Raw genomic sequence first — 23,352 nt, forward strand, 5'->3', positions numbered from 1 at the left:
GCATTAAAAAGAATCAGGCGAAATTGGGTGGCGGCGTCTTTGTTCTGGGCGGAAAGTTGCAAATGGAAGGCACGACCCTGGAAGGCAATGTCGCGCAAGTGGAAACGGATCCAAACGGCAATATCGTAAAAGGCGTTGGCGGTGCGATTCTGTCGCTTACGCAAGACAACGCGGCGATGGAAATGCTGCTTACCAGATGCGTGATTAAGGACAATGAAGCACGTAACGGCGCCGGCGTTGCGGTGGAATCCGGCAACGTGCAAATCAAAGCGACGGAGTTTCGCGGAAATGATACGAAAGGCACGGCGGATGAACAAGAGCAGCGCATCGGCGGTGGGCTTTATGTTGACGAGCAAGCCCATGTCACCATAAGCGAAGGCACGAAATTCATTGGCAATCAGTCCGGCTTAGGCGGCGCTATTTTTGATGCATCCTGTGATTACTCCGATCCAGTTAATGTTGACAAGTATCGCAACTTGACGATAGACAATACGACCGTATTTACCGGAAACGTGGCAAAAACCGGATTGTATCAAGCGCCGAAAAACTATGCGGCGTTCACCAACCTTGCCTTTGATGCCTCATCGGATATTCCGCACCAAAAGAATCTGCATAAGAGTCTGTTGAACAATTACGACATCAACTACAAGGGAAGCGAGATGCCCCGTCCAAAGCCGGATACCACAACCGTAAAGATTGTTAAGGTGGATGAAAAAGGAAACCGTATTTCTGCGCCGGCTGTTTTTACGATTACGCATGAACAGTATGGCACACTGTCGTACACGGTTACGACAGACAGAAATGGCGAAGCGACGGTAAAACTTGCAGCAAGCGGAACCTACCGTTTGATGGAGAAAAAAGCACCGGAGGGGTATCAGCTCTTAGAAAAAGCAATTCCCTTTACGGTTACGCTGGATAAGCAGGTGCGTTTAGGCGATGCGTTGGTTACGGAAATTGCGGTGACCAATACGAAGAAGAAGACGGCAGCGGAACAGTCGAGCGCGGAGGCATCCTCATCGGAGAAGGATAATTCCGACAAGGCAAGCGATGCCGGATCAAAGAAAGACAAAAAAGAAGGAAAGAATAAAACAGCGCCCAAGTCCGGTGATGCGGTAGCCATGCTGCAATATGCGGTAGCGGTTGCTCTTGCCGGTGCCGGTTATGCCAAGATAAAAAAGGGTAAGCGCTAAAGAAAAGAAATAGCGAAACCATTTATGCAAGGAGGGCAGCGCCAAATGACGGCGTTGCCCTCTCTTTTTTGCGCTTTCGTCTTGCGTCGAGAATAGAGTAATGATAGACTAATGGAACGTATCCGTCGGGATAGGCTTTTTTGAGTGCGCAAAAAACCCCGACAGGCATCCCTCGTTGGCAGGCGAAGGAAGGATACGATTTTGGGAGTAGGAGGAAACAATGGCTGATAAAGTGAAATTAGCTTGCACCGAGTGCAAGAACAGAAACTACGATACCACCAAAAACAAGAAAAACAATACGGAACGTATTGAACTGAAAAAGTACTGCCCGTTCTGCAAAAAGCACACCCTGCATCGCGAAACGAAGTAAGGAGGATCTATGGCGGACAAAAAAGCGCCGAGCCGTATCGACGGTATGCGCGCGGAAATGCGTAAGATCCAGTGGCCTACCTCATCGGAAGTCGTTCAGTACACGCTTATTGTGCTGGTGATTGCTGCAGTGGTTGCAACGTTCGGTTGGATACTTGATCTGATTTATGGTTGGTTGGTCGGTCTTGTCATTTAATTCGTAGAATGGGGGAAATGATGTCGGAACAGGAAAAAGACACCCTGGAAGGAAAATGGTATGTCATTCATACGTATTCCGGATTCTACTACAAAGTAAAAGATAAGATCGAAATGATTATCGAGAACGAGCAGGACAAAGACGTCTTTGACGTGCGCGTTCCGATGGAGAAGTATACAGAGATTCGTAATAACGAGCGCGTGATTAAGGAACGCAAAATTCTGCCGGGCTATGTGTTGGTGAAGATGAACATCACTCCAAAGTCCTGGTTTCTTATCCGCAATACGAATGGTGTTACGGGATTTGTCGGTCCCGGATCGGATCCCATTCCGCTCACCGCACGCGAAGTCGCACAGTTTGGCGTCCGTGAGCAGATGACTCAGCGTGATATTCACGTTGCGCCGGGCGATGCGATCGAAATTATTTTCGGTCCCTTTGCCGGTTTTTCGGCAGAAGTCGAAGAAGTGCAATCGGATAAGCAGACGATTAAGGCGCTCATCAACATGTTCGGGCGCGAAACATCCGTCGAATTATCCTATGACGACATCGAGACGCTTTAGCGCCGTCGATGCAATAGTCGTTAGTGGGAGGGGGATTTCCCCGCTCTGACCACGATAGAAATCCTTGGGAGGATACTATGGCTAAAAAAGTAAGTGCAATTGTGAAATTGCAAATCCCTGCCGGTGCTGCAACTCCGGCACCGCCGGTTGGTACCGCACTCGGTCCTCACGGCGTGAACATCATGGAGTTTGTCAAGGCGTTTAACGCACAAACGGCGGATAAACAAGGGTTGATCATCCCTGTCGTGATGACGGTTTATCAGGATCGTTCGTTTACGTTTATCACCAAGACACCGCCTGCTGCTGTTTTGATCAAAAAAGAATTAGGTTTGCAATCGGCTTCCGGCGAACCCAACAAGAAAAAAGTCGGCAAGATTACCAAAGCGCAGTTACAGAAGATCGCAGAGCTTAAAAAGCCGGATCTGAATGCTGCTTCATTGGAAGCAGCCATGGATATGATCGCCGGAACAGCGCGTTCGATGGGCATTACTGTCGAGGAATAATGGAGTAGTGGGAGGAATTTCCGCTCGTACCACAAGGAGGATCTTATGCCGAAAAGAGGCAAAAAATATATTGAGGCAGCTAAACTTGTTGATGCTGCAAAGGCGTATTCCATTGATGAAGCCGCTGAATTATTAAAGAAAACCGCTACGGCGAAATTTGATGAGACTATTGAGCTTCATGCACGTTTGGGCGTTGATTCTCGTCATGCTGATCAGCAGGTGCGCGGCACGGTGGCGTTGCCGAACGGCACCGGTAAGGCGGTTCGCGTAGCCGTCTTTGCCAAGGGGGCAAAAGCAGATGAGGCTCTTGCTGCCGGTGCAGATTTCGCTGGCGAAGACTTAGTGGAGAAAATTCAGAAAGAAAACTGGATGGATTTCGACGTTGCCATCGCTACGCCGGACATGATGGGACAGGTCGGTCGCATTGGTCGCGTTCTCGGCCCCCGTGGTTTGATGCCGAACCCGAAGGCGGGTACGGTCACCATGGATGTAGCGCAGGCGGTTAAAGACGTCAAAGCCGGTAAGGTAGAGTATCGTACCGACAAGCAGAACATCGTCCATGTTCTTATTGGCAAAGCATCGTTTGATGCACAACAGATTAGCGAAAACCTGAAAGCGGTCATGGCGGCGATTGTTAAGGCAAAACCGGCATCCGCCAAGGGCAAGTATCTGAAGTCCGTTACCGTAGCCAATACGATGGGTCCCGGCATTGCGCTGGAGACCACCTCACTTATGGAACTGGGCAAGTAAGCCTTGCGAAAAAGCACGTCCTGTGCTATTCTACTATTCGGCTACCGAAGACCACAGGTGCCGAAAGTTTCTCTACGGGAGCTTTCGTCTTAATTTCCTGTCGAGGTGGGAATACTATGTTTTTCCTCTCCCGGTGCGTCGTGCCGGGAGATTTTCAATTTGTAGCCGAAGGAGGTGAAACGAATGAAAGAACAGACACTGCAAAAAAAGCAGGCGGTGGTCGAAGAGATTAAAGCGGCAATCGAGCAGGCGCAGTCGGTAACGATTGTTGCTTACAATGGCATTACCGTAGAAGGCATCACCGAGTTGCGCAACCAGTTCCGTGCGGAAGACGTGGTGTACAAGGTATATAAAAATACCATGGTACGTCGTGCTTTCAACGATTTGGGCGTAACCGATCTGGATGATTTGCTCAACGGACCGAATGCGTTCATCTTCTCCAACAAAGAGATGGTGGATGGTCCCAAGATTGCTGCCAAGTTTGCACAAGACAATAAAGAAAAATTCAAGATTCTCGGCGGATACATGGATGGTCATGCAATGAGTGGCGAAGAAATGATCGCTCTTTCGAAACTGCCGACGAAAGAAGTGTTGCTCAGCATGGTTTTGCGCGGTCTGCAAGGTCCTATTTCCGGTCTTGCGAATGCCTCTCAGGGTATCCTGCGCAAATCGGTTTATGCGTTCAACGCCATCAAAGAGAAGAAAGAAGAAGAAGCCGCTTAATCGCTTAGCGTTTTCGGCAACCTATTAGTGGACCCTGAGGAGGAATAGCATGGCATCTGAAAAAGTTACTGCATTAGTTGATCAAGTAAAAGAATTGACCGTTTTGGAATTGTCGGAACTGGTTTCCACATTAGAAGAAGAATTCGGCGTATCCGCTGCTGCTCCGGTTGCTGCGGTTGCTGCTCCGGTTGCCGGTGGTGCTGCCGGTGCTGCGGATGCAGAGCAGACGGAATTTGACGTTATCCTGAAGAGCGCTGGCTCCTCGAAGATCAACGTCATCAAAGTCGTCAAAGAAGTTTCGGGTCTCGGCTTGAAAGAAGCCAAAGCACTTGTTGACGAAGTGCCGAAGCCGCTGAAAGAGAAAGTTTCCAAGGAAGAAGCGGAATCGATTAAAGCGAAGCTGGAAGAAGCTGGCGCCGAAGTCGAAGTTAAGTAAAAAAATTCGCTTTATTGGGGAGTTGTGCTGGAACGCCTATACGCGTTCGGCGCAACTCCTTTTTTTGTTTGCCGATGAACATAGCGACAAGAGGCGAGAATCGATTTTTTTGTTCGCTATAGACGACTTTTTTGGTGTGGAATTTGTAGGAGAGGGTAAATAAGTATTGATTCATGAGAAGTTCGGTGGAAAGGACAACGTTTCCGCACGAAACAGAAAAACGTATAGCGAAAGGACGGCTATACCGTTCGATGGTGTAAGCGCTTAATTTGCAAATTAACGGAGGGAAGGAGAACGCATGATCGATTATCGCAAGCAATATGAGGAAAAACGGACTACCCCTGAGGAGGCGGTCAAAATCGTTAAGGACGGCATGTGGCTGGACTATGCCCATGCCCTCTCTGTGCCGAACTTGCTGGACAAGGCCTTAGCAAAACGGGCAGAGGAGCTCAACGAGGTATTTGTACGCGGGTATTTGATTTATCATCCCATCCAGATTTTAGAAGCCAACAAGCGCGTCGGTCGTGACGTCTTTGTTTGGAACAGCTGGTTTATGCAAGGTCAGGATCGTCGTATGTCTCGTGAAGGACGGGCATTCTTTGTTCCGATGCGCTATGCCGAGCAGCCGGAAATGTACCGCCGTGAAGAGGATGTAGAAACGGTCGATGTGCTTTTTGTGCAAACCTGCGGGATGGATGCCAACGGAAACTTTAATTTAGGCCCCTGTATCGCCTCAACGCGCGAAGTTCTTAAACGGGCAAAGCACATCATTGTCGAAGCCAACAAGAATATGCCGGTGGTTTATGGTCTCAGTGACGATTATCTCAACATCACCGAAGTGGACGCTGTTGTGGAATCAGAGGAGCCGATTGATACCATCCCCACGATTCAGCCGGACGAGACGGATGAAAAGATAGCGGATATGCTCATCAAAGAAATTGTGGATGGCGCGACTCTGCAGCTGGGCATCGGCGGTATGCCGAACGCACTGGGATACAAAATTGCGGAATCGGATTTGAAAGACATCGGTATCCATTCCGAAATGTACGTCGATTCCATGATGGCCATGACAAAATCCGGCGTGGTAACCGGCATGCAAAAAGAACTGCATCGCGGCAAACAGGTGTTCTCCTTCTCGCTTGGTTCGCAGGAACTGTACGACTGGATGGACCATAACCAGGTTTTGGCAACGGCACCGGTGAATTACGTTAATGATCCGTATGTCGTTTCGCAAATGGACAACTTTATCGCCATCAATAACTGCGTAGAAATTGACTTGTTTGGACAAGTCAATGCCGAATCCGGCGGCTTCAACCAGATTTCCGGAACGGGCGGACAGTTGGATTTCGTCATGGGCGCATATATGTCCAAAGGCGGAAAATCCATTACCGCCTTCCAGTCCTCACGCACGGACAAGCAGGGGAAAATGCAAAGCCGCATTGTTCCGACGCTCAGCCCCGGAACGATTGTGACGGATCCGCGTACGACCACGCACTATGTGGCGACCGAATACGGTATTGTCAATCTGAAAGGGAAATCCACATGGCAGCGCGCCGAAGGACTCATCAGTATTGCGCATCCCGATATGCGTGATGAACTCATCAAGGAAGCGGAGCACTTGCATATTTGGCGAAACAGCAACAAACGGTAATGCAATATCAGGTTTTGCGTCATAAAACGGGAAGGTGACTTACCTTACAACACGACCTTGTAAGGTGCAAAATGCCCGTTTTACCGCGTAAAAGGGAACCGTTTGATTATTGTGAATCATTTGACAACATAAGGGAAAGCGATACAATAAAAGATAGGCATGATGACCCGTGGGCAGTCCAAACGGGAGCCCATCTGAAGAGAAAAACGAAGACAATCTAAGCGAGAGTGAAGGGGGGAAGCATGACACGCAGAGTATTTATTACAGGCGCCGTTCGTACGGCAATCAGCACAATGACCGGTGTTTTGAAGGATACGCCGGCAGTTAAGCTGGGGGAAATCGTCGTTCGAGAAGCAATGAAACGCGCCGGCGTTAAACCGGAGCAGGTTGATTTTGTTTACATGGGAAATGTCTTGCAGGCCGGTCAGGGGCAGAACGTAGCAAGACAGGTTGCTTTGAATTCAGGTCTTCCGGTAGAGACACCTGCTGTGACGCTGAACGTCGTTTGCGGCTCCGGTCTTGAAGCGGTCAACACCGCAGCGCGCCTGATTCAAACGGGTGAGGCAGATATTGTTATTGCCGGCGGTACCGAGAACATGTCCATGGCGCCGTATGCCATGACGAAAGGTCGTTTCGGCTATCGCATGAATAATGCTACGATTGTGGACACCATGGTCAACGATGCCCTTTGGGATGCCTTTAATGACTTCCACATGGGCATTACCGCCGAGAATGTTGCCGAGAAATACGGCATTACGCGTGAGGAGTTGGATGCATTCTCCGCACGCAGTCAAAATCGCGCAGAAGAAGCACGCAACGCCGGTCGTTTCAAGGATGAGATTGTTCCGATGGAAATCAAACTCAAGAAAGAAACGATCACCTTTGATACGGATGAAGGCATCCGTGATGGGCAGACGCCGGAGATTTTGGCAAAATTGCGTCCGGCATTTAAGAAGGACGGTATTGTGACCGCCGGAAACAGCTCCGGCATCAACAATGGTGCTTCGGCGATGGTGCTTGTTTCCGAAGAGAAGATGAAAGAATTGGGATTGGATGTCCAAGTAGAATGGCTTGGCGGAACGCTCGCCGGCGTACAGCCGGAAATCATGGGCGTTGGTCCCATCGAAGCCACCAAGAAGATTTGCAAACGCCTGGAACTGCAACCCACCGATTTTGATTTAATCGAATCCAATGAAGCCTTTGCAGCCCAGTCTGTTGCCGTTGTAAAAGAACTGAAGTTGGATGAAGAGAAAGTAAATGTCAACGGCGGTGCGATTGCGCTCGGTCATCCGGTAGGCTGCTCAGGCGCTCGTATTTTGACGACGCTCATTTATGAAATGTTACGCCGTGACGAAGCAGATCTGGGTCTGGCGACCCTTTGCATCGGCGGTGGCATGGGCTGCGCAGCGGTTGTGAAGAAGGTGAAATAACAATGGCTATTCTTCAACGAGAGCGCAAAGGGCAAATCGAGATTCTCACGTTACATCGTCCTGAGGCATTGAATGCCTTAAATAGCGCAGAATTGAAGGAATTAGAAAACGCAATTGATGCTATTGACCTTGACCAGGTGCGCGTGGTGATTCTTACCGGTGCGGGCGACAAGGCATTTGTTGCCGGCGCCGATATCGCGCAGATGAAAGATTTGCACGAGGAAGAGGCAAGAGTGTACGCGCAATTGGGGCATCGTGTCATGCGTAAGATAGAGACGCTGCCTATTCCCGTGATTGCCGCGGTCAACGGTTATGCGCTGGGCGGCGGAAATGAGCTCGCCATGAGCTGCGATATTCGGTATGCATCCGAGGATGCCGTTTTCGGACAGCCGGAAGTGGGTCTCGGCATTACCCCGGGATTTGGCGGAACACAGCGTCTTGCGCGCCTCATTGGTTCACGTTCAAAGGCGAACGAGATGATTTTGGGTGCGCGAAACATTAAGGCAGAAGAGGCATTGCGCCTCGGCTTGGTCAGTGCAGTGTTTCCCAAAGAGGAACTGATGGCGGCGGCAGAAAAACTGGCGCAGGCGATAGCGCAGAATGCGCCCATTGCCGTTCGCAAAGCGAAAGAAGTGTTGCAACAGGGCATGGATCTTCCGTTAGAAGAAGGTTTACAACGCGAAGTGGACGCTTTTGCGCACTGCTTTAGCACACGCGACCAAGTGGAAGGCATGACGGCCTTTTTGGAGAAACGCAAAGAGAAACACTTTACCAATCAATAAGCGAAAAACGAAGAGACCCGTCTTCGGGTCTCTTCCTCTTGACGCTTATAGGATAATTTTTTAACAAGATTGGCGTGCTTTCCGCGGGGAAAGCAGGAACCCGACACATGGAGGAGGAAAGAATGGATTTTACGTTAAGTGAAAAGCACAAGATGGCGCAACAGCTGTTTCGTGACTTTTCTCTGGCAGAGGTGAAGCCGCTTGCCCAGGAAATCGACAAAGAGCATCGTTTTCCGGAAGAGACCGTTGCAAAGATGGCAAAATACGGATTTTTAGGAATCCCCTTTGCGAAAGAGTACGGCGGTCAGGGTTGTGATACGCTTACATACGTTTTGTGCGTCGAGGAATTGTCTCGTCTTTGCGCATCCACAGGCGTTATCGTTTCCGCACACACCTCGCTTTGCGCAAGTCTGATTGATAAGTTTGGTTCGGAAGAACAAAAGAAAAAGTACCTCGTTCCACTGGCAAAAGGCGAAAAATTAGGTGCCTTTGGTTTGACCGAACCGGAAGCCGGGACCGATGCTGCCGGACAGCAGACGACGGCTGTGTTGGATGGCGATGAATACGTCATCAACGGTTCCAAAATCTTTATTACGAATGCGGGATACGCGGATGTCTACTGCATTTTCGCCATGACAGACCGCACCAAGGGCAATCATGGTATTTCTTGCTTTATCTTGGAAAAAGGCATGGAAGGCTTCTCTTTCGGTATCGCCGAAGATAAGATGGGCATTCATGCTTCCTCCACGCGCGAGTTAATCTTTAACAACGTTCGCGTACCGAAAGAAAACCTTGTTGGCAAAGAGGGCAAGGGCTTTGGCATTGCTATGGGCACATTGGATGGCGGCCGTATCGGTATCGCCGCACAGGCACTGGGTATTGCACAGGGTGCGTTGGATGTCGCGAAAGAATATGTCAAAGAGCGCAAACAGTTCGGTCGTCCGCTCGCTAAGTTCCAGAACACCCAGTTCAAGCTGGCAGAGATGGAAATTGAAGTACAGGCAGCGCGTATGCTCGTTTACCGTGCAGCCATGGCGAAAGATACGCAGAAACGCTACAGCGTGGAAGCGGCTACCGCAAAACTGAAAGCGGCGCGTACAGCTTCTTGGGTTGCCAACCGCGCAGTCCAATTGCTCGGCGGCTACGGCTACATGGTCGATTACGATGTAGAACGCATGATGCGTGATGCCAAGATCACAGAGATCTATGAAGGCACTTCGGAAGTTATGCTCATGGTGGTCGGTGGCGACCTGTTGAAATAGGAGGAATCATGAAAATTGTAGTTTGCATTAAACAAGTGCCGGATACCAATGAGGTGCGCATTGATCCCGAAAAGGGCACCCTCATCCGTGACGGCGTTCCCTCGATCATGAATCCGGACGATAAAGCGGCGCTTGAATTCGCGCTTTCCATTAAAGACAAAACACCGGATGCGCACATTGATGTCGTTTCCATGGGACCTCCGCAAGCGGAAGCGATTCTGCACGAAGCGCTGGCTATGGGCGCAGATGACGCGTATTTGGTTACTGACCGTGCTTTCGGTGGTGCGGATACTTGGGCAACCTCTTCCACCATTGCCGCTGCCGTTTCTAAGATTGACTACGACCTGATTATCTGCGGTCGCCAGGCAATTGATGGTGATACGGCACAGGTCGGACCGGAAATGTCCGAACATCTTGGCATTCCGAACATTTCCTATGCTGCCAGCTTAGACGTTGATGGCGACAGTGTTGTGGTGAAACGTCAGTATGACGATGGCTATCACATCGTGCGCGCCAAGATGCCCTGCCTCGTGACGGCGCTGCAGGAAGCCGTTTCACCGCGTTATATGACGCCGGGCGCTATTTTCGATTCGTTTGATAACTATGAAATCACCCGTTGGACCCGTGCGGACGTACCCGTTGACGATTCCAACATCGGCCTTGCCGGTTCGCCGACGCGCGTGGCGCAGTCCTTCCCGAAGCCGGTAAAAGCGCCGGGAATGAAGATTGAAAAAGGCGTCGATGAGTCGGTTCAGTTCATTATGGATCGTCTGCATGATAAGTACGTACTGTAAGGGAGGTCAGGGATGAATTTACAGGATTATAAAGGGGTCATGACCTTTGCCGAGCAGGTAGAAGGAAAATTGACCAATGTTTCGTTGGAATTGATCGGTAAAGGCCGTGAACTGGCGAAAGATCTGAATACCAACGTTACTGCCGTTCTCGTTGGGGAAAACATGGCGGATCTGGCGAAGACGCTTATTGAGTATGGCGCAGATCGCGTCATCGTGGCGGACGATCCGGAGCTCAAATACTATCGTACCGAGCCCTATACGCAGGTTCTTGCTAACGTCATTAACGAATACAAACCGGAAGCGATGCTGGTTGGCGCAACCGCCATCGGTCGTGATCTCGGACCGCGTCTTGCCGGTCGTATCCATACCGGTCTTACGGCGGACTGCACGAAATTGGAAATCGATGCGGAAAACAAAGAATTGCGCATGACCCGTCCGGCATTCGGCGGTAACCTCATGGCGACGATTCTTTGCTCCAAGCATCGTCCGCAGATGGCGACGGTTCGTCCGGGCGTTATGGTCAAAGAAATTCGCGACACGAACCGTAAAGGCGAAATCATCTCCTATACCAAGCCGATTGAGAAGAATAAGTGCTTCGTTGAGATTGAAGATGTCGTTAAAGCCATCCATAAAAAGGTCGATATTCAGGACGCGAAAATCTTGGTTTCCGGCGGTCGTGGTATGGGTGGCCCCGAAAACTTCAAGATTCTGCAAGATTTGGCAGAGGCTCTTGGTGGTGAAGTTTCCAGCTCCCGTGCTGCGGTAGATGCCGGATGGACACCCAAAGAGATCCAAGTTGGTCAGACCGGTAAAACCGTCCGTCCTACCCTCTACATCGCCTGCGGTATCTCCGGTGCTATCCAACATTTAGCCGGTATGGAAGAATCGGACTACATCATCGCCATCAATAAAGATTCAGGTGCGCCTATCTTTAACGTGGCGGATGTTGGCATTGTCGGCGACCTCTTCCAGATCGTGCCGAAGCTGACGGAAAAGGTCAAAGAGGATCGTGCGAAAAACGCGGAACAATAACAGCGAACGAGGATCTTGCCAAGATACGTTCTCTATAAGGAAACGCCCTGCACTTCAGTGTGTAGGGCGTTTTTGTGATTGCAGGGTTTCTATTCGTTTGATAAGGTAAAACGAAGGAAATATACGAAAGGAGACAACATGAAGTATCAACACGCTATTGTCCGCAAACCTGCTCGATCCATGGTCGAAGGCATTACGACCGGCATGTTTAGCACGGAAACGCCGGTATATGAAAAGGCGCTACAGCAACACGCCGCTTATGTTTCTGCTCTGGAGGAATTGGGCGTGAAGGTATTGGTATTGGATGCGTTGGAGCAATATCCCGATTCATGTTTTGTGGAGGATCCAGCGGTGGTCATGGCAGAATGTGCTATTGTCACCAATTCCCCAGCGCCATCGCGCCATGGCGAAAAACAGGAAATTATTACTGCGCTACAAAAGTATTATTCTCCTGAGCATATTTTTTCGCTTACTCCGCCGGCAAACATGGAAGGGGGAGATGTCTTACAAGTGGGCAAACAGTTCTACATCGGGCTTTCCGATCGTACCAATGCGGAAGGCATACGTCAATTTTCCGCTATCGTTTCGCCATATGGCTATACCGTTACCGCAGTTCCCGTGACGGAAGGGTTACATTTGAAGGACTTTGCGGTTTATTTGGACCATCGCGATCTTCTGGTGAGTGAAGCGATGAACGAACAAAAGGCTTTTTCTAATTTTGATCGCTTTGTCGTTCCGCCAGAAGAACTCTATGCCATCAATAGTCTTTGGATAAACGGAACCGTCCTCGTTCCGAAGGGAAATCCTAAAACGCAAAAGCATATTGAAAAGGCGGGTTATTCGGTTAAGGTAGTCGATACCGATGAGTTCAAAAAAATAGATGGCAGTCTGACCTGTCTTTCTTTACGCTTTTAGGTAGTACGCATTGGTGTCGGTGACTATGCCTATCGACGCAAGGATGGTGTGTATGTGGTGTCTTTGGAGTGCTTGAAAAACTAACTAAGGAGGTCTCTTAACCGAAAACCGGTAAAAGGCCTTCTTCGTTTAGGGGAATAACGTAGCGCTGTACGTTCATGTTTTGTTATTTTTACTTTCTGTTTTATTTACACACTTGCAATATATAAACGAACCTGATTTTCATCACAATATTGTACATAGTCTTGGCGAGGAACAGAGTCGGTGATGATGCCGTCAAAATCACGGATTTCCGCAAAAGTTTTTAAGGCAACATGATCAAACTTAGAGCTATCTACAAGGAGATATTTCATACGGCTATACGCAATAATCTTTTTTTTGATCTCAAATTCGTCCAACGAAGAATTGCTTGCGCCATGAGTAAGATCAATGGCTGAGCAAGCCATAAAGGACTTTAGCACAGAGTTATAGGCTTCAATAGCTTCAAGGCATGAAGCTCCAACCAAAGAAGCCGTTTTGCTTTTTACAAGACCGGGAAGTCCAACAACAGTTAGATTGGGATATTCCAGACCGCGCAACAACACCAAAATGCTATTGGTAATGACGGTAATATGATGAAAAGGACGGAGGAAATCCATAATGGGAACCGTGGAGCTACCGGTATCGATAAAGATGATGTCATTTTCCTCGATGAAAGAGGCCGCCTGCTTAGCAATGATTTGTTTTTCCAAGGCATGCGCGGAGTGACGTTCTTCGTAGGACTTTAGAAGAAATGACCCTTCTTCCGTATTTTTTATTGATCGTGCTCCGCCGTAAACTTTCTGAATGCTCTTTTCGGCAGCTAACGCATCCAGATCGCGTCGAATCGTGCTGAGAGAAACCTGAAATTGATCGCAAAGCTCGTCGATAGTAACAAGCCCATTTTGATCAATAAATTTTTCCAACTCTAATAAGCGCTCTTTTTTCATGCTTTATCCTTATCGATGTGCCCCAGTTCATGAACATATTGCTCCAAATCTACTCACAATCTATCATAAGAAACCACAGATAGGCAATAGAAATGCGTTAAGACGGCATAAAAAGTTGAAAATTTGATTGACACGACAGGAAAACATTTGTAGTATATGAGTAGATTGAATGAAAAACACTCAAATAGTTCATCACAAGAAAGGAGGAATGGTTGAAGGTTACCTTAGAAACGCTGCTAAAAAAAGCAGAGAAAGAAAATTCCGCCGTCGGCTGTTTTACCGTGCCGAATATGGAGATTTTGATGGCCGCTGTTGCAGCAGCGGAAGAAAAGCAATGCCCGATTGTGATCCAGATTGCGGAAGGAAGGCTGGCACATTCGCCTCTGCATTATCTTGGTCCGATGATGGTGCGAGCAGCAGAGGAAGCAAAGGTGCCGATCTGCGTTCACTTAGATCATGGCTTGACCGAGAATACTATTCAGCAAGCACTTGATCTGGGATTCAGTTCGGTCATGTATGACGGTTCACGAAACGATATTGCTGAAAATATTGCAAGGACACAGCACGTTATAGAAATAGCCAAGCGATATGGAGCTACGGTAGAGGCGGAAATTGGCGCTATTGGCGGAAAAGAGGCGACAGATAACGTCGAAACGGTGAAGTATTCCTCGATAGCTGACGTGAAAAGGTTTTCGAATGAATGCGATATTGATGCTTTGGCGGTCGCTATCGGCAACGCACATGGTCATTACAAAGGAGTGCCAAAACTGAACATGGAATTGCTTGAACAATTGGCAGAAGCTTCCACGTTTCCGTTGGTTTTACACGGCGGAAGTGGAATCACTGCCGAGCAGTTTCGAGCATGTATTGGCCACGGTATTCGTAAGATCAACATTGCCACCAGTGTATTGGATGCCTATGTTGAAGGTCTACGCGAAGCCATAAAGGAAAATCCTTCGTGTACGTTCTACCAAGTCAATGAATACGGACGAAAGTATGCACAGGAAGAAGTAAAACGGCATATTACCGTTTTCAATAATAAGGAGGTGTTAGCGTGAAGTATATCGAGTTTCCCCAAGATCGTCCCATTGATTTGATTGCGCTGGGACGCATTGCTGTCGATTTTAACCCCATCGATTACAATCGTCCGCTGGAAGATAGCGTAGAGTTTCGGAAATATGTCGGCGGTTCTCCTTCCAATATTGCCATCGGGTTAGCCAGATTGGGCAAAAAAGTGGGATTTATCGGCAAAATTTCCGATGATCAGATGGGAACTTTTGTTGAGAATACATTTAAAGCGGAAGGCATTGATACCTCACAAGTCGTTCGTGCGACCGGAGGGGAGAAGATTGGGCTCACCTTTACAGAGATTTTGAGCGAGACCGAGAGCAGCATCCTCATGTACCGCAAAGAAGTAGCAGATTTGAAACTCGACGTGGATGAGGTGGATGAGGAGTACATCAAAAAGGCGAAGGCTATTGAAATTTCTGGCACAGCGCTTTCTGAATCGCCCTCGCGTGAAGCGGCACTGAAAGCCATGTTTCTTGCTCTGAAGCACGGTACAAAAATCGTTTTTGACATTGATTATCGCGCGTATTCCTGGAAAAACGATGATGAAATTGCAATTTACTATTCCATGGTAGCGTCACATGCCGATGTCATTTTAGGCTCAAGAGAAGAGTTTAATAAAGCGGAAAGAATAATCGCACAGGGGATGAACGATCGTCAGAGCGCTGATTACTGGTTGGACTGTGGTGCTTCCATAGTGGTGATCAAACATGGCAAAGAAGGATCAACAGCGTATACAAAAGACGGCGAAAGCTACTCCATTAAACCGTTCCCGGTTAAGGCGTTGAAGGGTTTTGGCGGCGGAGACGGTTATGCTGCAGCTTTTCTGTATGGACTGTTTGAAGGAATGGATATGATCGACTGTCTGGAAATGGGTAGCGCAGAAGCCGCTATGTTGGTGGCGAGTCACGCATGCAGTGCAGACATGCCGACACTGGATGAATTGCGCGAATTCATTGCTCATGCAAAAGCAGAGTATGGAGAAATGGTGGCACGCGTATAACCGACTTGAGCGGTAGCGCAAAAGCAGGAATGATTGTGAACAAAGATGGAAAGGGAAAAAGAATGAAAGGGAAAAAATTATGGACACTCCTCATGGTTGCAGCTTTAGCAATCGGCTTAACCGCTTGTGGAGGAAAAAAACCGGCAGAGGAAAAGCAGGCGGACACACCGTCTGACACCAAAACAGATGCAAAGGCTGAGTGGGATGCCAAAACGGAGATTGAGCATGCCTTATCAACGTTAGAAACTGGGGATCCGGTACCGAATGTAGAAGAAAAGACATTAACGCTTTCCACGCATTGCACCGAGTTGGACTCCAACTATGTGTATGCCACGGCCTTCAAGAATGCGGTCGAAAAGCTTTCTGACGGTAAAATGAAGATTACGGTGTATGGAAATGGACAACTTTTCGGACAGGCGGATGCGTTGCAAGCCACACAGCAAGGTACGCTGGACATTGCTAACTCCGACACGGCTCTTTTGGCCAATTACAACCCCAAGGCCAGTATGCTGGATTTGCCGTATCTGATTAAAAATCGTGATCAGGCGACGAAGCTGGTGAAGGATGAAGAAATTAACAAAGAAATTTCGGCTTGGATTGAGGATTCCGGTATGCATTTATTATCCTTTATGCCGCTTAATTTCCGCAATGCTTTGATGAAAGATATGAACATCAATTCGTTTGAAGGCTTCAAAGGCATCACCATGCGTACACCGGAAGCACCGCACACGATTGCTGCTTTTCGTGCGTTTGAAGCAAACCCGACAGTTATTCCTTCCGGAGAAGCGTACACCGCCGTTCAGACCGGTGTTGCCGACGGTCTGGAAGGGCATGCCGAGTACATGGTCCTGCAGAAATTCTACGAAGTAGCTACGAACTATGTCCAGACGAAACACGTCTTTACTTTTACGGACTATGTCATGAGCAAGAAAACTTATGACAGCTTATCGGATGCACAGAAACAGGTTATTGATCGCGCAGCATCAGCGGCGTTGGATGTTTTTCTTAATTACACGGACAAACTCTTCCCTGCCATGGAAGATAAGCTGAAAACTCTCGGTGTCACGTTTACCGAAGTTGATCTGAAACCCTTTATTGAATCGGTACAGAGCTACAACAATGACTATATTCAAAAGAATGATCTGAAAGGAATTTATGAGAAAGTGAATTCCTACGAATAAGCAAGGTGTAAAAGTGGGCTCTGCTTCATCGCAGAGCCCGCTGTATCCCGGAAAGGTTCATTATGACGAAACTTCTCGATAAAGTACGAAAACTTACAAATGGAATTGTTATTTTCTTTTTCGCCCTTGTCGTCATTGTCGTATCCGCACAAGTATTTTCGCGCTTTGTTCTCAGAACATCCATTCGCTGGGCGGATGAGTTTTCGCGTTTTGCGTTTGTGTGGGTGATCTATTTAGGTGGAGCAATTACGATTCGCGACGGACGAAATGTCTGCTTCGATCTTTTTCTGGAAGCCCAGCAGGGAAAGCAATGGAAAATAATGTATACCGCGGTTTTCTTGGCATCTACGCTCTTTCTGGTGCTGGTGACCTATTTCGGTGTTTTGGTTTGTCAATCTCTTGCAGCAGAAACTTCACCCATTATGCAGTTGCCGATGTCACTGGTCAGCCTTTGTATTCCCATCGGCGGCGTACTCATGATTTTTGAGGAGATTGCCTCCTATCTGCGGCATAAAGATGATCGCACCGCACCCGGTCAGGAGGTACAATAATGCTGTTAATGGCGTTTATTATCTTTTTAGTTTGTCTATTTATTGGTGTGCCGATTGCCTTTTCTCTTGGTGTTGGCTCCATGTTAGCGATACTCATCGATGGTAGCGTTTCGCCTATGTTGGTGGCACAAAAACTCTTTACCGGAGTAAACTCGTTTTCTCTTATGGCGATTCCGTTTTTCATGCTTGCCGGCGAATTGATGGAAGCGGGCGGAATTTCGGAGAAACTTGTGAATATTGCGAAGGCCTTTGTAGGACACCTGACGGGCGGTATTGGCATGGTGGATATCGGTACCAGCACCTTATTTGCCGGCGTCTCCGGATCTGCAGCGGCGGATACCGCAGCGGTCGGATCGATGCTGATTCCTTCAATGCTGAAAGATGGTTATCCGCGCGGCTTGGCAGCAGTAATTCAAGCCACAGCAGGGTCTCTCGGCCCGATCATTCCGCCCAGTCTGACGATGATCATCTATTGTTCACTAACCAACCTCTCCATTGGAGAAGCCTTTATGGCCGGTGTTATTCCCGGTCTTATTATCGCTTTTGGAACAGGTTTTGTTACTTGGCACTATGCAAAAAAGTTGAATATCAAAGGCGGAAAAAAGTATACGTGGGCGGAACGAGGACAAGCGCTTAAAGATGGCTTTTTTGCGATAATCATGCCCATCATTATCATCGGTGGAATTGTTGGTGGTTTATTCACGCCGACGGAATCCGGTGCAATTGCATGTATCTACGCGCTCATCATCTCCATGTTTGTGTATAAGAAATTGAAGCTAAGCATGCTGCCGGGCGTCTTGCTCAAATCGGCTTCCATGACAGGAATGTGTCTCTTAATTGTTGCCGGTGCTTCGATTTTTAGCTGGTTGGTGGCTTACGAGCAATTCCCATCCATTATAATTAAATTTTTTACAAGTTTGACAGACAGCAAATACGTCATCATGATCCTTTTGGTGCTGTTCCTGCTCTTTGTCGGTATGTTCATTGAAACTCTGTCTGCAACGATCATTTGTGCACCGATTATGATGCCAGTTGCCTTGCAGTACGGTATTGAGCCCATTCAGTTCGCACTGATTATGGTTATCACACTGGTCTATGCCGGCGTGACGCCTCCAGTAGGCGGCGTGCTCTTTATTACTATGGGCATTGCCAAAGCGAAGATGAAAGATGTCTTGCCATACTTGCCGGCGTATTTGATTGCCGTGGTCGTGTCTATTCTTCTGTTTATCTTTGTACCGCAAATTGCTTTGTTCCTGCCGCATTTGCTTTTCTGATTGGAGAGAATATGAAATTTGATTTTCAACAAAAAGCTGTTGCGATTACCGGCGCCGGAGGCATTCTGTGCAGTGAGATGGCTATGTTTTTAGCGAAACAGAATGCGCGTGTATGCCTTCTGGACATTGATGTTCAGGCCGTAACCGATTTGCAGGAAAAGATTCGGAAAGCGGGAGGCGAAGCATTAGCCATAGCATGTGATGTGTTGGACGAAGAGGCGATTCGAAAAGCACATGAAACCATATTAAATACGTATGGGCCGGTGAACTTTTTAATTAACGGTGCCGGAGGAAATCATCCGAAGGCGACAACAACAAGCCCGGTGTTTTCAAAAGAACAACTTGGTCAAGAGAAGACCTTCTTTGATTTGAGCAAATCGGATTTTACGTTTGTTTTTGACATCAATTTCATGGGTGCATTTCTTGTCATCAAGGAATTTGCCAAGGATATGTTGGAAAGCGATGATGCGGCCATCATCAATATCGCTTCGGTAAACAGCTTTTTACCATTGACGAAAATTCCGGCCTATTCTGCAGCAAAAGAAGCCCTGAGCAATTTTACAAAGTGGCTGGCTATGTATTTTTCGGCTGTGCCCATTCGGGTGAATGCTATTGCACCGGGCTTTTTGTTAACAAAACAGACGAAGCCGCTCTTCTATAAACAAGATGGAAAGACACCGACTAAACGCTTAAGTCAAATTATCGAAGGTACACCAATGAAGCGTCTCGGCGTACCGGAAGAGTTACTCGGAACCATCGGTTATCTTTTGGACAAAGATTTGTCCGGTTTTGTGACGGGAGCCATCATTCCGGTGGATGGCGGATATACCGCCTATAGTGGGGTGTGATATGAAAGCAATTCAAATTTTAGAAAAACAGAATATTCAAGTTGTAGAAGTAGAGGAACCGAAAATTCGCCCGAACTACAGCAAAATCAAAGTGCTGTCGATGGGTGTCTGTGGGTCGGATGTACATGCCTATGCCGGAAAAAGTCCGAATGTGGAGTATCCTGTGATTATCGGACATGAGATTATCGGCGAAATTATAGAGATTGGTGAAGGGGAAAATCCGCGAAAACTGCGCATTGGTGATCGTGTGGTTCTCAACCCGTATCTATATTGCGGAACCTGCTACGCCTGTGAACAAGGACAAACCAATGCCTGCGCAGCGCTCAAATGTCTCGGTGTCCAAACCGACGGTGCGATGTGCGATATATTCGTGCATCCGACGAAACTGATGATTAAGGTGCCGGATACGATTGACAACGAATTGGGCGCAGTGATTGAGCCAACGGTGATTGCGCTTCATGCATTGCACCGCATGGAAGCAAAAGTAGGGGAGCATGTGGTGATCATTGGTGCAGGGTGTATTGGGCTTCTTACCGCCATTGTGGCCAAGGCGAAGGGGCTGAAGGTCATCGTTTCCGATGTGGTCGATGAGCGTTTGGAGGTCGCCACCTCTCTCGGTGTTGATGGCACAATCAATCCGATGAAAGAAAATGCCGTGGAGAAGCTGTCAGAAATGACTAACGGCAGAATGGCAGAATGCGTTTGCGAGATGTCTGGGTCTGCCGCGGGTGTGCGCAGTGTTTTGGATTATGCCGCATCGACAGGAAGAATCGCTCTCACTGGGTGGCCGGATCGTGAAGTGAAGCTTCCCACCGCTGTTATTACACGGAAAGAATTGAAGATTATCGGGTCCCGAACAGGTGTCACCGAAGAATTTGAAGAAGTGGTTTCCATGATTGAAGAAGGAAAAATTGACCCGCGCAAGATTATTTCCCGTGTTGTTGATTTTAACGAGTTACCGGAAACTATCGCAGCGCTGGATAAAGACCCCGGTATGGCGATAAAGGTGGTCGCACTGTGTTAAGAAAGTCGTCGTTGCGATGGATAGATTTCTTGGTCGGCTATCCCTTTTAGCGAATAGACGGAGAAGAAAAACAAGAATCAAAAGAGGCAAGGAGAAAAAATGAACGAAGTCAAAAAAATGAAATATTGTGTAAATGGAGAATGGAAAACATCCAAAGCAGAAAAATATTATGACGTGACGGATTCCAGTACGGGCGAATTGCTCGCGCAGGTTCCAAGCTGCACAAAAGAAGAGGTCGAAGAGGCGATCGCTTCCGCTCATGAGGCTTATAAGAGTTGGTCTGCGCTGTCTTTAAGCCGCCGTACACAATATCTGTTTACCTGGCGTAATGTGCTGATGGATCATCTTGAAGAATTAACGGTGCTTTGTGCAAAAGAATTGGGCAAAAACTTGGCCGAAGCAAGAGGAGATGTCCTAAAAGCGATTGAGCCGACAGAATTTGCCACAGGAATTTCCTTTGCTTCCCAGGGGCATGCCTCTCTTAACGTTACAACCGGTTATGATACGGCCACCTATCGTGAACCGCTTGGCGTAGTCGGCGGAATTGTTCCGTTCAACTTCCCGGCGATGATTCCCTGGGGATGGATGGTTCCGGTTGCACTGGCAACAGGAAATACGGTTGTTCTCAAGGCAAACACGCAGACGCCGCTTACTTCCATGCGTATGTTGGAACTCTTTTATGAAGAAGCCAAATTTCCCAAGGGCGTGGTGAACTTGGTGACATGTAGCCGTCATGAGGCGGAGCTTTTGCTGACCGATCCACGTGTAAAGGCGATCACGTTCGTCGGTACGACTAAGGTCGGCAAGCATATCTATTCGGTCGCTTCTGCGAATGGTAAGCGCGTACAGGCGCAATGTGAAGCAAAGAATCATGCTCTTCTGTTGGAAGATGCCGATCTGGAAAGCGCGACCAAAGCGATTATCAACTCCACCTACGGCTGTGCCGGCATGCGCTGCATGGCGCTTCCGGTCATCGTTGTCCAGGAGAGCATAGCAGATCGTTTTGTCGCTCTGCTCAAAGAGAAGGCACAGGCTATGAAAGTGGGCTGCGCATACGATGAGAATACGGATTTGGGTCCTGTCGTTTCGCAAGAACACAAAGACTCGATTATGCGCTGGATTGACCAAGGGGTTAAAGAAGGTGCGGAGCTGGTGCTGGATGGACGAGATATCGTTGTACCGGGCTATGAAGGCGGCTATTTTGTCGGTCCTACCATTTTCGACCATGTCACGGAAGAAATGTCTGTGGGAACGCAGGAAATTTTTGGACCGGTTACCCTCATTAAACGGGTGAAGAACTTCGAAGAGGGACTGAAAGTCATGAATGACAATCCCTTTGCGAACGGTTCGGTTATCTTCACGCAGAGCGGATACTATGCACGCGAATTTGAAATGCGCACGGATGGCGGCATGGTAGGAATCAATGTCGGCATTCCCGTACCGACGGCCTATTTCCCGTTCTCTGGAAATAAAGATTCGTTCTTTGGCGATTTGCACGTACTTGGAGCGGATGGAGTCCGTTTTTACACGCGCGCAAAAACCGTTACCAAACATTGGTTTGATGATCGTTCTAAATATAGAGACGTCGGCACATGGGAAGGGTCTGTCGACCGCTGATCGATGGTCTCTTTCCCAAGGTCATGAAAATGACCTGAATCATAGAACATTCCTTTGTCGAAGAGAAACAGGACGCCGTGGCGTCCTGTTTCTCTTTATGTACGAGGAAAATCCCTCTTACCTTTCTTTCCATCGCCTCTCCCACGCCAACAGCCGAGCCTTTCGTTTTAATCCACCTGCATAACCGGTTAGCGCGCCCTTTGCACCGACCACACGATGACAGGGAATAAGGAGGAGGATGGGATTGTGTGCAACAGCGTTGCCGACGGCTTGGGCGGACATGGTCGGACGGTGCAGGAATTTTGCCAATTCGTGAGCGATATCGCCATAGGTTTTTGTCTGACCGTACGGAATGTTTAACAGAATATCGTAGACCAAATGGCGAAAAGGTGTCGATGTTACGCGAAAAGAAGGAATAAAGTCTGGCTGTTGTCCTGAAAAATAAAGATCTAACCAGCGTTTTGTTTCCTGAAACATAGGTGGTTCGGGCTGGCTGCGAACCATATCGTAGAGTGAAGATTTGGGGGATAAAGAGCACTTCTCAGAAAAGTGTTCCTCCATCGAATGCCCTGAAGAAATTAGGTTATCGGTGGGAAGCGCATCCGGAAACGGCTCATCAAAAGATAGACCGAGAAGTGCGTTCTCATCGAAGGTCATCCGGAGGAGTCCGAGTGGAGAAGGATAAAAACGTTCGATAATAGTATAGGCAGAAATAGAATCTCTTTGATTCGTCTTCATCCTCCATCATCCTTTATGTAGGATTCGCATTTACCCCTGCGCACCCTTCCTGTTCCGAACAGAGGCGAGCCTGCATCACCAGTGGTTCACTCTCGGTTCTTGCCGGCTGCACGTCTATTTTTTGTGCCAATTCGCGGCTGATGCCCAGGCGCGTTTCTTTGACCACAACAATGTAGTTGCCCTGCACTTCATTCACGAGACGGATGCGGCTGCCGGGAACAAATCCAAGATTCATCAGCTGTTTTTGTAGTTTTTCGCGTCCTCCGATATGTACAATTTCATAGGTTTCACCCGGATTCGCTAAGAATAGTTTCATGGTACATCCTTTCAATGCCTATAACATAATGGCGATTATGTTTCGCCGACAACTTCATGCAAATCGTTCTACGTCCGTGACGAGATGATGCCGGATGACACCGGAAAACTCGTCTATTGCTCAAGAGATAGTTAGCTTTATCTAACATGATTTTACGCGCGACGTTGTTCT

At 48.2% G+C, this 23,352-nt stretch carries 26 protein-coding genes and 1 other annotated feature; of the genes, 23 read left to right on the forward strand and 3 right to left on the reverse strand.

Features of this window, described 5'->3' with window-relative positions; genetic code table 11:
• The 15 genes from RDL68_RS02260 to RDL68_RS02330 all read left to right on the forward strand — a co-directional run.
• Nucleotides 1–1,190: SpaA isopeptide-forming pilin-related protein (locus RDL68_RS02260; RefSeq protein ID WP_308540051.1), on the forward strand; the 1,190-nt coding region annotated here is incomplete at its 5' end.
• Nucleotides 1,191–1,410: 220 nt separating this feature from the next.
• A complete protein-coding gene (gene rpmG, locus RDL68_RS02265; protein ID WP_308540052.1) occupies nucleotides 1,411–1,560 on the forward strand; it encodes a 50S ribosomal protein L33 in 150 nt (49 codons plus the stop codon).
• A gap of 9 nt (nucleotides 1,561–1,569) precedes the next feature.
• Nucleotides 1,570–1,755, forward strand: a complete 186-nt coding sequence (secE, locus tag RDL68_RS02270) for a preprotein translocase subunit SecE (RefSeq protein WP_308540053.1) — start codon at nucleotides 1,570–1,572, stop codon at nucleotides 1,753–1,755.
• A 20-nt stretch (nucleotides 1,756–1,775) separates the two neighbouring features.
• Nucleotides 1,776–2,315: a transcription termination/antitermination protein NusG gene (nusG, locus tag RDL68_RS02275; RefSeq protein ID WP_308540054.1), complete on the forward strand. Its 540-nt coding sequence runs from the start codon at nucleotides 1,776–1,778 to the stop codon at nucleotides 2,313–2,315.
• A gap of 77 nt (nucleotides 2,316–2,392) precedes the next feature.
• Nucleotides 2,393–2,818: a 50S ribosomal protein L11 gene (rplK, locus tag RDL68_RS02280; RefSeq protein WP_308540055.1), complete on the forward strand. Its 426-nt coding sequence runs from the start codon at nucleotides 2,393–2,395 to the stop codon at nucleotides 2,816–2,818.
• Between the two features lie 45 nt (nucleotides 2,819–2,863).
• Nucleotides 2,864–3,568, forward strand: a complete 705-nt coding sequence (gene rplA / locus RDL68_RS02285) for a 50S ribosomal protein L1 (RefSeq protein ID WP_308540056.1) — start codon at nucleotides 2,864–2,866, stop codon at nucleotides 3,566–3,568.
• Between the two features lie 26 nt (nucleotides 3,569–3,594).
• Nucleotides 3,595–3,733, forward strand: a sequence feature (ribosomal protein L10 leader region).
• An 18-nt stretch (nucleotides 3,734–3,751) separates the two neighbouring features.
• A complete protein-coding gene (rplJ, locus tag RDL68_RS02290) occupies nucleotides 3,752–4,291 on the forward strand; it encodes a 50S ribosomal protein L10 (RefSeq protein ID WP_308540057.1) in 540 nt (179 codons plus the stop codon).
• A 49-nt stretch (nucleotides 4,292–4,340) separates the two neighbouring features.
• Complete coding sequence (gene rplL, locus RDL68_RS02295; protein WP_308540058.1) at nucleotides 4,341–4,727, forward strand: 50S ribosomal protein L7/L12; 387 nt, start codon at nucleotides 4,341–4,343, stop codon at nucleotides 4,725–4,727.
• A 298-nt stretch (nucleotides 4,728–5,025) separates the two neighbouring features.
• A complete protein-coding gene (locus RDL68_RS02300; protein WP_308540059.1) occupies nucleotides 5,026–6,378 on the forward strand; it encodes an acetyl-CoA hydrolase/transferase C-terminal domain-containing protein in 1,353 nt (450 codons plus the stop codon).
• A gap of 242 nt (nucleotides 6,379–6,620) precedes the next feature.
• Nucleotides 6,621–7,808, forward strand: a complete 1,188-nt coding sequence (locus RDL68_RS02305) for an acetyl-CoA C-acetyltransferase (RefSeq protein ID WP_308540060.1) — start codon at nucleotides 6,621–6,623, stop codon at nucleotides 7,806–7,808.
• 2 nt (nucleotides 7,809–7,810) lie between these two features.
• Nucleotides 7,811–8,590, forward strand: coding sequence for an enoyl-CoA hydratase-related protein (locus tag RDL68_RS02310; protein ID WP_308540061.1), 780 nt, complete (start codon nucleotides 7,811–7,813; stop codon nucleotides 8,588–8,590).
• Between the two features lie 122 nt (nucleotides 8,591–8,712).
• A complete protein-coding gene (locus tag RDL68_RS02315; RefSeq protein ID WP_308540062.1) occupies nucleotides 8,713–9,852 on the forward strand; it encodes an acyl-CoA dehydrogenase in 1,140 nt (379 codons plus the stop codon).
• 8 nt (nucleotides 9,853–9,860) lie between these two features.
• Entirely contained in the window at nucleotides 9,861–10,646 is a 786-nt protein-coding gene (locus RDL68_RS02320; protein WP_308540063.1) for an electron transfer flavoprotein subunit beta/FixA family protein, read from the forward strand.
• A gap of 12 nt (nucleotides 10,647–10,658) precedes the next feature.
• Nucleotides 10,659–11,678 carry an electron transfer flavoprotein subunit alpha/FixB family protein gene (locus RDL68_RS02325; protein WP_308540064.1) on the forward strand — a complete coding sequence of 340 codons (1,020 nt, stop codon included), beginning with the start codon at nucleotides 10,659–10,661 and terminating at the stop codon, nucleotides 11,676–11,678.
• 138 nt (nucleotides 11,679–11,816) lie between these two features.
• A complete protein-coding gene (locus tag RDL68_RS02330; RefSeq protein WP_308540065.1) occupies nucleotides 11,817–12,593 on the forward strand; it encodes an arginine deiminase-related protein in 777 nt (258 codons plus the stop codon).
• 188 nt (nucleotides 12,594–12,781) lie between these two features.
• Here RDL68_RS02330 and RDL68_RS02335 read toward each other — a convergent pair whose 3' ends face one another.
• Entirely contained in the window at nucleotides 12,782–13,561 is a 780-nt protein-coding gene (locus RDL68_RS02335; RefSeq protein WP_308540066.1) for a DeoR/GlpR family DNA-binding transcription regulator, read from the reverse strand.
• 212 nt (nucleotides 13,562–13,773) lie between these two features.
• Between RDL68_RS02335 and RDL68_RS02340 the strand changes: the two genes are divergently transcribed.
• From RDL68_RS02340 to RDL68_RS02375, 8 genes are all read left to right on the forward strand, one after another.
• A complete protein-coding gene (locus RDL68_RS02340; protein ID WP_308540067.1) occupies nucleotides 13,774–14,619 on the forward strand; it encodes a ketose-bisphosphate aldolase in 846 nt (281 codons plus the stop codon).
• Nucleotides 14,616–15,632: a 5-dehydro-2-deoxygluconokinase gene (iolC, locus tag RDL68_RS02345; RefSeq protein ID WP_308540068.1), complete on the forward strand. Its 1,017-nt coding sequence runs from the start codon at nucleotides 14,616–14,618 to the stop codon at nucleotides 15,630–15,632. Before RDL68_RS02340 ends, iolC begins: the two co-directional genes overlap by 4 nt.
• 92 nt (nucleotides 15,633–15,724) lie before the next feature.
• Nucleotides 15,725–16,813 (forward strand): TRAP transporter substrate-binding protein, encoded by a 1,089-nt coding sequence (locus tag RDL68_RS02350; protein WP_308540069.1) that lies wholly within the window; start codon nucleotides 15,725–15,727, stop codon nucleotides 16,811–16,813.
• A gap of 62 nt (nucleotides 16,814–16,875) precedes the next feature.
• Nucleotides 16,876–17,364: a TRAP transporter small permease gene (locus RDL68_RS02355; RefSeq protein WP_308540070.1), complete on the forward strand. Its 489-nt coding sequence runs from the start codon at nucleotides 16,876–16,878 to the stop codon at nucleotides 17,362–17,364.
• Nucleotides 17,364–18,638: a TRAP transporter large permease gene (locus RDL68_RS02360; RefSeq protein WP_308540071.1), complete on the forward strand. Its 1,275-nt coding sequence runs from the start codon at nucleotides 17,364–17,366 to the stop codon at nucleotides 18,636–18,638. The genes RDL68_RS02355 and RDL68_RS02360 overlap by 1 nt, the downstream gene beginning before the upstream one ends.
• A gap of 11 nt (nucleotides 18,639–18,649) precedes the next feature.
• Nucleotides 18,650–19,486 (forward strand): SDR family oxidoreductase, encoded by an 837-nt coding sequence (locus tag RDL68_RS02365; RefSeq protein ID WP_308540072.1) that lies wholly within the window; start codon nucleotides 18,650–18,652, stop codon nucleotides 19,484–19,486.
• Between the two features lies 1 nt (nucleotide 19,487).
• Entirely contained in the window at nucleotides 19,488–20,510 is a 1,023-nt protein-coding gene (locus RDL68_RS02370; RefSeq protein ID WP_308540073.1) for a zinc-binding dehydrogenase, read from the forward strand.
• 99 nt (nucleotides 20,511–20,609) lie between these two features.
• Nucleotides 20,610–22,127 (forward strand): CoA-acylating methylmalonate-semialdehyde dehydrogenase, encoded by a 1,518-nt coding sequence (locus tag RDL68_RS02375; protein WP_308540074.1) that lies wholly within the window; start codon nucleotides 20,610–20,612, stop codon nucleotides 22,125–22,127.
• Between the two features lie 117 nt (nucleotides 22,128–22,244).
• Here RDL68_RS02375 and RDL68_RS02380 read toward each other — a convergent pair whose 3' ends face one another.
• Together RDL68_RS02380 and RDL68_RS02385 are read right to left on the reverse strand one after the other, a co-directional pair.
• On the reverse strand, nucleotides 22,245–22,865 hold the full coding sequence (locus RDL68_RS02380; RefSeq protein ID WP_308540075.1) for a methylated-DNA--[protein]-cysteine S-methyltransferase: 621 nt from the start codon (nucleotides 22,863–22,865) through the stop codon (nucleotides 22,245–22,247).
• A 13-nt stretch (nucleotides 22,866–22,878) separates the two neighbouring features.
• Entirely contained in the window at nucleotides 22,879–23,181 is a 303-nt protein-coding gene (locus tag RDL68_RS02385) for a FeoA family protein (RefSeq protein WP_308540076.1), read from the reverse strand.
• Nucleotides 23,182–23,352 lie beyond the last annotated feature (171 nt).

Origin of the sequence: uncultured Murdochiella sp. (assembly GCF_902488755.1) — a bacterium.
Lineage (GTDB): Bacteria > Bacillota > Clostridia > Tissierellales > Peptoniphilaceae > Murdochiella.

What these genes read in the sequence shown, in the direction of transcription:
- RDL68_RS02380 (WP_308540075.1), bottom strand. Translation starts at nt 22,865, where the DNA reads ATGAAGACGAATCAAAGAGATTCTATTTCTGCCTATACTATTATCGAA.
- RDL68_RS02350 (WP_308540069.1), top strand. Translation starts at nt 15,725, where the DNA reads ATGGTTGCAGCTTTAGCAATCGGCTTAACCGCTTGTGGAGGAAAAAAA.
- RDL68_RS02355 (WP_308540070.1), top strand. Translation starts at nt 16,876, where the DNA reads ATGACGAAACTTCTCGATAAAGTACGAAAACTTACAAATGGAATTGTT.
- RDL68_RS02365 (WP_308540072.1), top strand. Translation starts at nt 18,650, where the DNA reads ATGAAATTTGATTTTCAACAAAAAGCTGTTGCGATTACCGGCGCCGGA.
- rplK (WP_308540055.1), top strand. Translation starts at nt 2,393, where the DNA reads ATGGCTAAAAAAGTAAGTGCAATTGTGAAATTGCAAATCCCTGCCGGT.
- RDL68_RS02370 (WP_308540073.1), top strand. Translation starts at nt 19,488, where the DNA reads ATGAAAGCAATTCAAATTTTAGAAAAACAGAATATTCAAGTTGTAGAA.
- RDL68_RS02300 (WP_308540059.1), top strand. Translation starts at nt 5,026, where the DNA reads ATGATCGATTATCGCAAGCAATATGAGGAAAAACGGACTACCCCTGAG.
- nusG (WP_308540054.1), top strand. Translation starts at nt 1,776, where the DNA reads ATGTCGGAACAGGAAAAAGACACCCTGGAAGGAAAATGGTATGTCATT.
- RDL68_RS02325 (WP_308540064.1), top strand. Translation starts at nt 10,659, where the DNA reads ATGAATTTACAGGATTATAAAGGGGTCATGACCTTTGCCGAGCAGGTA.
- RDL68_RS02335 (WP_308540066.1), bottom strand. Translation starts at nt 13,561, where the DNA reads ATGAAAAAAGAGCGCTTATTAGAGTTGGAAAAATTTATTGATCAAAAT.
- RDL68_RS02305 (WP_308540060.1), top strand. Translation starts at nt 6,621, where the DNA reads ATGACACGCAGAGTATTTATTACAGGCGCCGTTCGTACGGCAATCAGC.
- rpmG (WP_308540052.1), top strand. Translation starts at nt 1,411, where the DNA reads ATGGCTGATAAAGTGAAATTAGCTTGCACCGAGTGCAAGAACAGAAAC.
- rplJ (WP_308540057.1), top strand. Translation starts at nt 3,752, where the DNA reads ATGAAAGAACAGACACTGCAAAAAAAGCAGGCGGTGGTCGAAGAGATT.
- RDL68_RS02385 (WP_308540076.1), bottom strand. Translation starts at nt 23,181, where the DNA reads ATGAAACTATTCTTAGCGAATCCGGGTGAAACCTATGAAATTGTACAT.
- RDL68_RS02315 (WP_308540062.1), top strand. Translation starts at nt 8,713, where the DNA reads ATGGATTTTACGTTAAGTGAAAAGCACAAGATGGCGCAACAGCTGTTT.
- RDL68_RS02320 (WP_308540063.1), top strand. Translation starts at nt 9,861, where the DNA reads ATGAAAATTGTAGTTTGCATTAAACAAGTGCCGGATACCAATGAGGTG.
- RDL68_RS02360 (WP_308540071.1), top strand. Translation starts at nt 17,364, where the DNA reads ATGCTGTTAATGGCGTTTATTATCTTTTTAGTTTGTCTATTTATTGGT.
- RDL68_RS02310 (WP_308540061.1), top strand. Translation starts at nt 7,811, where the DNA reads ATGGCTATTCTTCAACGAGAGCGCAAAGGGCAAATCGAGATTCTCACG.
- rplL (WP_308540058.1), top strand. Translation starts at nt 4,341, where the DNA reads ATGGCATCTGAAAAAGTTACTGCATTAGTTGATCAAGTAAAAGAATTG.
- RDL68_RS02330 (WP_308540065.1), top strand. Translation starts at nt 11,817, where the DNA reads ATGAAGTATCAACACGCTATTGTCCGCAAACCTGCTCGATCCATGGTC.
- secE (WP_308540053.1), top strand. Translation starts at nt 1,570, where the DNA reads ATGGCGGACAAAAAAGCGCCGAGCCGTATCGACGGTATGCGCGCGGAA.
- rplA (WP_308540056.1), top strand. Translation starts at nt 2,864, where the DNA reads ATGCCGAAAAGAGGCAAAAAATATATTGAGGCAGCTAAACTTGTTGAT.
- RDL68_RS02375 (WP_308540074.1), top strand. Translation starts at nt 20,610, where the DNA reads ATGAACGAAGTCAAAAAAATGAAATATTGTGTAAATGGAGAATGGAAA.